The following is a 9,303-nucleotide window of genomic DNA, read 5'->3' on the forward strand; positions in this document are numbered from 1 at the left end:
GCTCAGCGGACGGGGATGAGGACGCCGGGGCTGAGGACGCCCGAGGGGTCGACCTCGGCCTTGACGGCCTGCAGCATGCGGATCCCCAGGGGGCCGATCTCGCGGGCGTACCAGTCGCGGTGGTCGGTGCCCACGCCGTGGTGGTGGCTGATGGTGCCGCCGGCCGCCAGGATGGCGTCGTTGGCGGCCCGCTTCACCGGCTCCCAGTGCGCGACGGCGTCCTCGCCCTGGGCCGAGACGACGGTGAAGTAGAGCGACGCGCCGTTCTCGTAGGTGTGCGAGATGTGGCACATGACCAGGGGCGGGGTGCCGGCCTCGGTCAGCGTGCGGGTGAGGGCTTCGCGCACCGAGGCGTAGAGGCCGGGCAGCGCGGACCAGAATCCCGCGGTCTCCAGCGTCTCCGCGAACGCACCGGCGTCGAGGAGCGCGTCGCGCAGGTAGGGCGCGTTGTAGCGGCCGTGCTCCCAGCGGTCGCCCGGCTCCTCGCCGACGTACTCGCCGCCGCAGGCGAGCAGGATCTCGCGGGCGGCGGCCCGGCGGGTCGCCGTCTCCTCCTCGGTGCCCTCGTATCCGGCGATCGCCATGCAGCCCGAGCTCTGCGGGGCTTCGGCGGCGCCGATGGCGTCCGGCTGCGCGAGTCCGATGAAGGTCTCGGTCTCGTCGGACAGCCGCAGCACGGTGGGGCGCGGGCCGTCCTGGGCGAGGCGGCGCAGCGCGGTGGAGCCGGCCTCGAAGGAGGCGAAGCGCCAGCCTTCGTAGACCCGCCTGGTCGGGAGGGGGCGGATGCGCACGGTCACGGCGGTGATGACGCCGAGAGCGCCCTCGGAGCCGAGGACGAGCTGGCGCAGGTCGGGGCCGGCGGCGGAGCGGGGGGCCCGGCCGGTCTCCAGGGTCCCCTCGGGGGTGGCGACGGTCAGGCCGAGGACCATCTCGTCGAAGCGGCCGTATCCGGCGGAGGCCTGGCCGCTGGAGCGGGCGGCGGCGAAGCCGCCGACGGACGCCCACTCGAAGGACTGCGGGAAGTGGCCGAGGGTCCAGCCCTGTTCGTTGAGGAGTTCCTCGCAGCGCGGGCCGCGCAGGCCGGGCTGCAGGGTCGCGGTACGGGACACCTCGTCGATCGCCAGCAGCGCGTCCAGGCGGCGCAGGTCGAGCGCGACGAAGGGCCGCTTGGTGTCGGGGGCGAGTCCGCCGACGACGGAGGTGCCGCCGCCGAAGGGGACGGCGGACAGGCCGTGTGCGGCGCAGGCGCGCAGGACGGCGAGGACCTCGTCGTGGCCGCCCGGGAGGACGACGGCGGCCGGGACGTCGTCGACCTCGCCGGCGCGGATGCGCAGCAGGTCGGGCGTCGACTTGCCGCGGGTGTGCCGGATGCGGCTCTCGGCGTCCTCGCGCAGGGCGTCCTGCGCGCCGAGGGCCGCCCGCAGCGCGTCGCGCGCCTCGTCGGTCAGCGCCGGCGCGGGGACGTCGATCTCGTCGAGGGCCGACGGGCCGTCCGCGCGGGGGGTGACGCCGAGCAGGTCGCGCAGCAGTCCGGTCACCGCGTCGGGCAGGGGGGCCGCCTTGGCCGGGTCGCCCCAGCCACTCCACAACATGTCCACTTCGAGAACTTCCTCACGGTCTGTTTCACGGACGGGTGCTGCCGCTCGGCCCGCACTGGCATTACACTGTGACAGATGACGCCCATTCGTCACAACCACTCGGATGCAGATCCCGTGCTCGACGCGGCACGCGACTGCGTACTCGCCGTCGGCGTACGGCGCACCACCCTGACCGACGTCGCCCGGCGCGCGGGCGTGTCCCGGATGACGCTCTACCGGCGCTGGCCCGACGTGCGCACCCTCGTCGGCGACCTGATGACCCGTGAGTGGATCGCCGTGGCGGCCGGCGCCATGCCCGGCTCCGACGACGGCCGGCCCGTCCTGGAGCGGATGGTCGACGGACTCGTCGCGGGAGCGGCGGCCTTCCGGGCCCACCCGCTCTTCCACAAGATCATCGACGTCGACCCCGAACTGCTGCTGCCGTACATCCTCGACCGCCGGGGCGCGAGCCAGGAGGCCCTTCTCGGCCTCCTCGTCACGGCGCTGACCGAAGGCCACGAGGACGGTTCCGTACGCCGGGCGCACACGGACCTCCAGGCGCGGGCCCTGCTGCTCGTCGTCCAGTCCTTCACGCTCTCGCTGCGCACGATGACCGAAGAGACCGATCCCGAACTGAGCGAAGCCGCCTTCCTCGGAGAGCTGCGCACCCTGTTGGAGAGGACCCTCAGCCCATGAACCCCACGAGCAGCCCCGCCCTGCCCGGTTCCTCGCTGGACGCCGGACGCCGCGGCCGTGAGCTGGCCGGGCTCGCCGACGGCGCCGAGGTGGACGTCCTGGTCGTCGGYCTCGGCGCGACCGGTGCCGGCGCCGCGCTCGACGCGGCCACCCGCGGGCTCCGCGTCGCGGCGATCGACGCGCACGACCTCGCCTTCGGCACCTCCCGCTGGAGCTCCAAGCTGATCCACGGCGGCCTGCGCTATCTGGCGACCGGTCAGCTCGACGTCGCCCACGAGAGCGCCGTCGAACGCGGCGTCCTCATGGAGCGCACCGCCCCCCACCTGGTCCGCGCGCAGCCCTTCGTCCTGCCGCTCACCCCGCTCGTCAGCCGCGGCCAGGCCGCCCTCGCCCGGGCCGGCTTCGTCGCGGGCGACCTGCTGCGGGTCGCCGCCCGCACCTCGCGCGCCACGCTGCCCGCGCCGCGCACGCTGTCCGCCGTCGAGACCCGGCACCTCGCCCCCGCCCTGCGCCCCACCGGGCTGCGCGGCGGGCTGCTCTCCTGGGACGGCCAGCTGACCGACGACGCGCGCCTGGTGACGGCGATCGCCCGCACCGCCGCCGCCCACGGGGCGCGCGTCCTCACCCGCACCCGCGCACTCGAACTCACCGGCGACGGCGCGCTGGTGCGCGACGAGACGACCGGCGAGGAGCTGCGCATCCGCGCCCGCGCGGTCGTGAACGCCGCGGGGGTCTGGGCGGGCGGCCTCGTGGACGACGTGCGGCTGCGGCCCTCGCGCGGCACCCACCTCGTGCTGCGCTCCGAGGATCTCGGCCGGCTCTCCGCCGGCCTGCACATCCCGATCCCCGGCGAAGCGAACCGTTTCGTCCTCGTCCTGCCGCAGGGGGACGGCCGCGTCTACGTCGGCCTCACCGACGAGCCCGTCGACGGCGACGTGCCCGACGTGCCGGAGGTCCCCGAGACCGACATCGGCTTCCTGCTCGACGTCCTCGGCTCCGCGCTCGACGTCACCCTGCACCGCGGGGACGTGGTCGGGGCCTTCGCCGGGCTGCGCCCCCTCCTGGACACGCAGGGCCCGGGCGGGCGCACCGCCGACATCTCCCGCAGGCACGCGGTCCTGACCTCGCCGGACGGCGTCGTCACGATCGTCGGCGGCAAGCTGACGACGTACCGGCGGATGGCCCAGGACGTGGTCGACGCCGTCGTGGAGGCGCGTGGTCTCGACGCGCGCCCCTGCCGCACCACGTCCGTCCCCCTCGTCGGCGCCGACCGCCCCGCGCGGCTCGCCCGGCTCGACCTCCCGGCCCGGCTCGTTCGCCGCTACGGCACCGAGGCGCCCGCCGTCCACGCGCTGGGGGCCGAGGACCCCGAGCTGGCCCGTCCCGTCGTACCGGGCCACCCGGTCACGGTCGCGGAACTGGTGTGGGCCGTGCGCCACGAAGGCGCGCTCGACGTCTCCGACCTCCTCGACCGGCGCACCCGCATCGGCCTCGTGGCGGAGGACCGGAGCGTGGCGGAGAAGGCGGCGCTCGACGTCCTCGCGTCCTGACCACTGCGGGGACGGAGGCTCGACGGGCACCCCCCGCGGGAGGTGCGCGAAGGCCCTGGGCGCGGGCCGCGCCCGGGGCCTGGCGACCCGGTGGCTACCAGCGGTCCCGGTGGACGACCTCGTCGACGGGGCGGCGGCTGACCGGGCCGAACCTGCCCTGGGGCCATCCGACCGGGATGGCGGCGAAGGTGTTCATGTCCTCCGGGATGCCCAGGGCCGCCTTCCACTCCTCCTCCAGCATCAGGTGCCAGATGGTGATGTTGGCGGCGAGCCCCAGGCCGCGGGCGGCGAGCAGCATGTTCTGCACGCCGGGGTAGACGCAGGAGCCTTCGGCCAGCGCGGCGAAGCGTTCCTGGGTCTTCCCCATCCGGGCCGTCGCCTCCGCGCCGAGCGCCTCGGCGTAGCGCAGCAGTCCCTCCTGCTCGATCCTCGGCTCCGGGAACCGGTAGCAGGGGATGATCAGTGCGGGCGTCTCGGCGAAGTGGTCGCGCTGGTACTCGATGGCGGCGACCATGCGCCCGTAGGCGGCCTCGTCCATGCCGTCGGGGGCGTACTTCCCCGTGGTCGCGAGGTAGGCGTCCACGCACCGCTTCCACAGCGGCGCCAGGGAGGCCATGACCGCCGGATCCGTGACGACCACGTACTCGTAGCGCTGCATGTTGCCCCCGCTGGGGCCCCAGACGGCTGCCTGTATCAGCCGGTCGAGCAGGGCCTCCGGCACGGGTTCGGGCTTGAGGCGGCGCATCGCCCGCATGGTCGACATGGTGGCGAAGAGCGCCGGGTCCGTCGAATCGTCGACGGGAAGAGGGGAGTTCATGATCGAAAGTGTACGAGCGTGAGCAGTTCCTGGATACGGGTGATCGACCGTCGGCGGCACCGACTTCCGCTGCCCCGCGTCGCTTTGACGACTGTTCAGGCGCCGCGATCGGGGCGGGTGGGTGCGGGGAGCTGCCCCGCCACGATCGTGGCGAGCGAGAGCCCGAAGCCGACGAGTGGGACCGGGCCGAAGGTCTGGGCGAGCAGGACCGCCCCCAGCATCGTGGCGACGAGCGGTGACAGCAGGACGAGGACCGCGACCGAGGTGACCGGCAGGGCGGCGATGCCACGGAACCACAGGACGAAGGAGATCAGCCCGCCGGCCAGGCCGAGCCAGAGGTAGCCCAGCGCGGCGGCCGGCCCGATCGGGGGCGGCGGCCCTTCGACGAAGCACGTGAGGGGCAGCAGGAAGAGTCCCCCGGCGGTGAGCTGCCAGCCCGCGAAGGTGGTGGGAGTGGCCCCGGCCGGGCGGCCCCAGCGCTTGGTGAGCGTCACCCCCAGGGCCATCGTGGCCGCGCTCCCCAGACCCGCCACGACCCCGACGGTGTCGAACGCGGCGCTCGGGCCGATCACCACCAGACCGACCCCGGCGAGGCCCACCACACCCCAGAGCAGGTGCCACGCGGACAGCCTCTGGCGGAGGAGGGCCACGGCCAGGACGACGACGATCAGCGGTTGGGCCGCCGCCAGGGTGCCGGCGACACCTCCCGGAAGGCGTTCGGCCGCGACGAAGAGGAGCGGGAAGAGCAGCCCGATGTTCAGCACGCCGAGCACGGTGGCCTTGCCCCACCAGGCTCCGCTGGGCATCGTCCGGGTGAAGGCGAGTGCGATCAGGCCGGCGGGCAGGGCGCGCACGAGTCCCGCGAACAGCGGGTGCCCGGGCGGGAGGAGTTCGGTGGTCACGACGTAGACCGTGCCCCAGGTCAGGGGGGCGAGGGCCGTCAGGAGGGTGCGGGGCAGGCTGCCCCGCGCGGCGGCGCCGGGGACCTGCTGGGTGGTGGGGCTCGTCATGCCCGAAGTCTCGAACCGCGGTGATCGATGAGTCCAACACATGTGTGTCAGCACATCGATCGTGATTCGCGATGAATGATGAATGCTGTCTCCATGGAGCTTCAGCAGATGCGGTACGTCATCGCGGTGGCCGAGACGAACAGCTTCACCCGGGCCGCCGAGCGGTGCCTGGTGGTCCAGTCGGCCCTCAGTCACCAAGTCGCCCGTCTGGAAAGGGAACTCGGCGCGCGGCTCTTCGAACGCACCAGCCGCCGCGTGCGGCTGACACCGGCGGGCGAGGCGTTCCTCCCCGCCGCGCGCCAGTGCCTGGAGGCGGCCGAGCGTGCGACGGCCGAGGTGGCCGCTGCGGTCGGCGTGGTCCGGGGGCGGCTCGCCGTGGGCCTGATCCCGACGGTCACGGCCGTGGACATCGCGGGCGCCCTGCGCGCCTTCCATCAGCGGTATCCCGACGTCCGGATCAGTCTGCGGGTGGGTGCGAGCGATGAGCTCACCCGCCAGGTCGAGGAGGGCGATCTCGACGTGGCCTTCCTCGGGCTCCCCACCACCGCGCGGCTCGACGGTGTCGACTCCAGGGAACTCACCCGCGGCCGGCTCGTGGCGGTGGTCGCGCCGGGTCATCCGCTGGCCGGAGAGACGGCGGTCGACCTGCGCCGGCTCGCCCGCGAGGTGTTCGTGGACCTGCCGGCCGGGACGGCCGGTCGCGTCCAGTCCGACCTGGCCTTCTCGGCCGCCGGCCTCAGCCGCGACGTCGCCTACGAGGTGACGAACGCGGACTTCCTGGCCCGGCTGGTCGGGCAGGGGCTCGGTATCGCCCTGCTCCCGCACGCCTTCGTTCCCCAGTTGGCCGGCGTCACCTCCGTCGAGGTGGCCGACGCGCCGACCCGTGTCGAGCACGTCGTCTGGAGCCGCGCGGGCCGCACCCCCGCGGCGAGCGCCTTCCTCACCGCCCTCGACATCCCGGGCCCCGGCGGGGAGTGACCGGCGCGGCCCTCGACTCGGGGACCCTCGACGTGAGGCGGAGCCGGCCCGCACGCACGAGTGCTCCGGCCGGGAACCGGCCGGAGCACTCGGAGGGACCACCGCACGCGGCGCCGCCCCGCGGGGGCGCCGCGGGCTCGCGTCAGCGGCCGGCGAGCAGTTCCAGGGTGTCGATGACGCGGTGGGAGAAGCCCCACTCGTTGTCGTACCAGGCGACCACCTTGATGTGGCGGCCCTCGACGCGGGTGAGCGCCGAGTCGAAGATCGACGAGGCGGGGTTGCCCGTGATGTCGGACGAGACCAGCGGGTCGTCCGAGTACTCCAGTACGCCCTTGAGCGGGCCCTCGGCAGCCGCCTGGTAGGCGGCGAGCACGTCCTCGCGCGTCACGTCGCGGGCGACCGTCGTGTTGAGCTCGACGATCGAGCCCACCGGCACGGGGACGCGGATCGAGTCGCCGGACAGCTTGCCGTCGAGGTTGGGGAGCACGAGACCGATCGCCTTGGCCGCACCGGTCGTGGTCGGCACGATGTTGACACCGGCGGCGCGGGCGCGGCGGGGGTCGCGGTGCGGGCCGTCCTGGAGGTTCTGCTCCTGGGTGTAGGCGTGCACCGTCGTCATGAAGCCGTGCTCGATGCCGGCCAGGTCGTCCAGCACCGAGGCGAGCGGCGCGAGCGCGTTGGTCGTGCACGAGGCGTTGGAGACGATGGTGTGCAGGTCTGCGTCGTAGGCGTCGGAGTTGACCCCGTACGCGAGCGTGATGTCGGCGCCATCGGCGGGGGCGCTGATCAGCACCCGCTTCGCACCGGCGTCGATGTGGGCGCGGGCGGCCTTCGCCGACGTGAAGCGGCCGGTCGACTCCACCACGATCTCGACACCGAGCTCGGCCCACGGCAGCTGCGCCGGCTCACGCTCGGCCAGCACCTTGATCCGGCGCCCGTCGACGACCAGGGTGTCGCCGTCCACCGACACCGGGCGGCCCAGCCGGCCGGACGTCGAGTCGAAGGCGAGCAGCCGTGCCAGCGCGGCAGGCTCCGTCAGGTCGTTGACGGCCACGATCTCGAGGCTGCTGTCGCGCTCCAGCAGCGCTCGCAGCACGTTGCGTCCGATGCGGCCGAATCCATTGATGGCAATGCGAGTCATGAGCGGTGTCCCTTCGGTTCGACCACCACCCTGCCGCGCCCGCGCCGCCCCCGACAGCGGCGAGATCGCCACCCTCCGCAAGGATCACGCCAGGACTTCGGAAGCGGCCGTGGCGCTCCTGGTCCGGTGGCCGAGAGCCACGTCGGGTCCGGAAGGTCCCGCCCGGCCCGCGCCGCACGTCTGCTTTCCGGACAGGACCTAGTCGCCGCGGGCGAACGTGCGCCGGTACTCGCTGGGTGAGGTGCCCAGGATCCGCTGGAAGTGCAGCCGCAGGTTCGCGCCCGTGCCCAGTCCCACGTCGGCCGCGATCTGTTCGACGCCGCGCTCGGAGCGCTCCAGCAGCTCGCGCGCCATGTCGACGCGCGCCCGCATCACCCACTGCATCGGCGTGTAGCCGGTGTCCTCGACGAACCGGCGGGAGAACGTCCGCGCCGACACCCCCGCGTGGCGGGCCAGGACCTCCAGCGTCAGGGGGTCGCCCAGCCGGTAGAGGGCCCACTCGCGGGTGGCCGCGAACCGCTCCCCCAGTGGTTCCGGAACGCTGCGGGGCACGTACTGCGCCTGGCCGCCGCTGCGGTACGGAGCCGCCACCAGGCGCCGGGCGGTGTGGTTCGAGGCGGCGATCCCCAGATCCCCGCGCAGGATGTGCAGGCACAGGTCGATGCCCGAAGCGGCGCCGGCCGAGGTCAGCACGCTGCCCTCGTCCACGAAGAGGACGTTCTCGTCCACCCGGACCCGCGGATACCGTGCGGCCAGCGCCCGCGTGTAGTGCCAGTGCGTCGTGGCGCGCCGCCCGTCCAGCAGGCCCGTCGCGGCGAGGGCGAACGCGCCCGTCGAGATCGCGGCCAGCCGCGCGCCCCGCTCGTGCGCGGCCACCAGTGCCGCCACCACGGCGGGCGGCGGGTCGTCCCGGTCGGGGAAGCGGTAGCCCGGCACGAAGACGATGTCCGCCCACGCGAGCGCCTCCAGGCCGTGCGCGACCGCGTACGACAGGCCGTCGCCGCCCGTCACCAGGCCGGGCGCGGCCCCGCACACCCGGACCTCGTAGGGCATGCTCCCGCGGGTCGTGAAGACCTGCGCCGGGATCCCCACGTCCAGCGGCTTCGCCCCTTCGAGTACGAGGACGGCCACACGGAACAAGTCGGAATCGGACACGAGCCAAAGCCTACGCAGGTCACGACGGGTCGCGCCCCGCCGGTCGTCGGGGCCGCCCGCGGTCGTGTGCCCGGCCGCGGACGCTCCGGCCGGGTGCTCCTCGCCCCGGTGGGCTGAGGTAGCCGCCGGGTCGGGGCGGTGCCGGCCGGGATCAGGGCCGGCCCGAGCCGCCGCGGGTCGCCGCGGGTCGCCGCTCGAGGACCGGGACGGCGAGACCCGGAGGAAGGCGCAGGGCGGGCGGCCGGACGCCTGGGAGCGCGACCCGTCGTGACCTGCGTAGGCTTTGGCTCGTGTCCGATTCCGACTTGTTCCGTGTGGCCGTCCTCGTACTCGAAGGGGCGAAGCCGCTGGACGTGGGGATCCCGGCGCAGGTCTTCAC

At 74.1% G+C, this 9,303-nt stretch carries 8 protein-coding genes; 3 read left to right on the plus strand and 5 right to left on the minus strand.

Annotation, left to right across the window (positions count from 1 at the left end):
• Nucleotides 1-2: 2 nt before the first annotated feature.
• Nucleotides 3-1,598 carry an FAD-binding oxidoreductase gene (locus EAO71_RS33730; RefSeq protein ID WP_147981636.1) on the minus strand — a complete coding sequence of 532 codons (1,596 nt, stop codon included), beginning with the start codon at nucleotides 1,596-1,598 and terminating at the stop codon, nucleotides 3-5.
• Nucleotides 1,599-1,673: 75 nt separating this feature from the next.
• On the opposite strand from EAO71_RS33730, the gene EAO71_RS33735 reads away from it, so the two are divergent.
• Nucleotides 1,674-2,273, plus strand: coding sequence for a TetR/AcrR family transcriptional regulator (locus tag EAO71_RS33735; RefSeq protein WP_147981637.1), 600 nt, complete (start codon nucleotides 1,674-1,676; stop codon nucleotides 2,271-2,273).
• The gene (locus EAO71_RS33740) at nucleotides 2,270-3,823 is read left to right on the plus strand and encodes a glycerol-3-phosphate dehydrogenase/oxidase (RefSeq protein ID WP_147981638.1); all 1,554 of its coding nucleotides are present in this window, start codon (nucleotides 2,270-2,272) and stop codon (nucleotides 3,821-3,823) included. Before EAO71_RS33735 ends, EAO71_RS33740 begins: the two co-directional genes overlap by 4 nt.
• 94 nt (nucleotides 3,824-3,917) lie before the next feature.
• On the opposite strand, the gene EAO71_RS33745 is transcribed toward EAO71_RS33740, so the two are convergent.
• A complete protein-coding gene (locus EAO71_RS33745; RefSeq protein ID WP_147981639.1) occupies nucleotides 3,918-4,640 on the minus strand; it encodes a nitroreductase family protein in 723 nt (240 codons plus the stop codon).
• Nucleotides 4,641-4,735: 95 nt separating this feature from the next.
• Nucleotides 4,736-5,650: an EamA family transporter gene (locus EAO71_RS33750; protein WP_147981640.1), complete on the minus strand. Its 915-nt coding sequence runs from the start codon at nucleotides 5,648-5,650 to the stop codon at nucleotides 4,736-4,738.
• 93 nt (nucleotides 5,651-5,743) lie between these two features.
• On the opposite strand from EAO71_RS33750, the gene EAO71_RS33755 reads away from it, so the two are divergent.
• The gene (locus tag EAO71_RS33755) at nucleotides 5,744-6,628 is read left to right on the plus strand and encodes a LysR family transcriptional regulator (protein ID WP_147981641.1); all 885 of its coding nucleotides are present in this window, start codon (nucleotides 5,744-5,746) and stop codon (nucleotides 6,626-6,628) included.
• Between the two features lie 142 nt (nucleotides 6,629-6,770).
• On the opposite strand, the gene gap is transcribed toward EAO71_RS33755, so the two are convergent.
• A complete protein-coding gene (gap, locus tag EAO71_RS33760) occupies nucleotides 6,771-7,769 on the minus strand; it encodes a type I glyceraldehyde-3-phosphate dehydrogenase (protein WP_147981642.1) in 999 nt (332 codons plus the stop codon).
• Between the two features lie 198 nt (nucleotides 7,770-7,967).
• On the minus strand, nucleotides 7,968-8,924 hold the full coding sequence (locus tag EAO71_RS33765) for a GlxA family transcriptional regulator (protein ID WP_147981643.1): 957 nt from the start codon (nucleotides 8,922-8,924) through the stop codon (nucleotides 7,968-7,970).
• Between the last annotated feature and the right edge of the window lie 379 nt (nucleotides 8,925-9,303).

It is taken from the genome of Streptomyces sp. MS191, assembly GCF_008042125.1.
Classification (GTDB): Bacteria; Actinomycetota; Actinomycetes; order Streptomycetales; family Streptomycetaceae; genus Streptomyces.

What these genes read in the sequence shown, in the direction of transcription:
- EAO71_RS33755 (WP_147981641.1), top strand. Translation starts at nt 5,744, where the DNA reads ATGGAGCTTCAGCAGATGCGGTACGTCATCGCGGTGGCCGAGACGAAC.
- EAO71_RS33735 (WP_147981637.1), top strand. Translation starts at nt 1,674, where the DNA reads ATGACGCCCATTCGTCACAACCACTCGGATGCAGATCCCGTGCTCGAC.
- gap (WP_147981642.1), bottom strand. Translation starts at nt 7,769, where the DNA reads ATGACTCGCATTGCCATCAATGGATTCGGCCGCATCGGACGCAACGTG.
- EAO71_RS33745 (WP_147981639.1), bottom strand. Translation starts at nt 4,640, where the DNA reads ATGAACTCCCCTCTTCCCGTCGACGATTCGACGGACCCGGCGCTCTTC.
- EAO71_RS33750 (WP_147981640.1), bottom strand. Translation starts at nt 5,650, where the DNA reads ATGACGAGCCCCACCACCCAGCAGGTCCCCGGCGCCGCCGCGCGGGGC.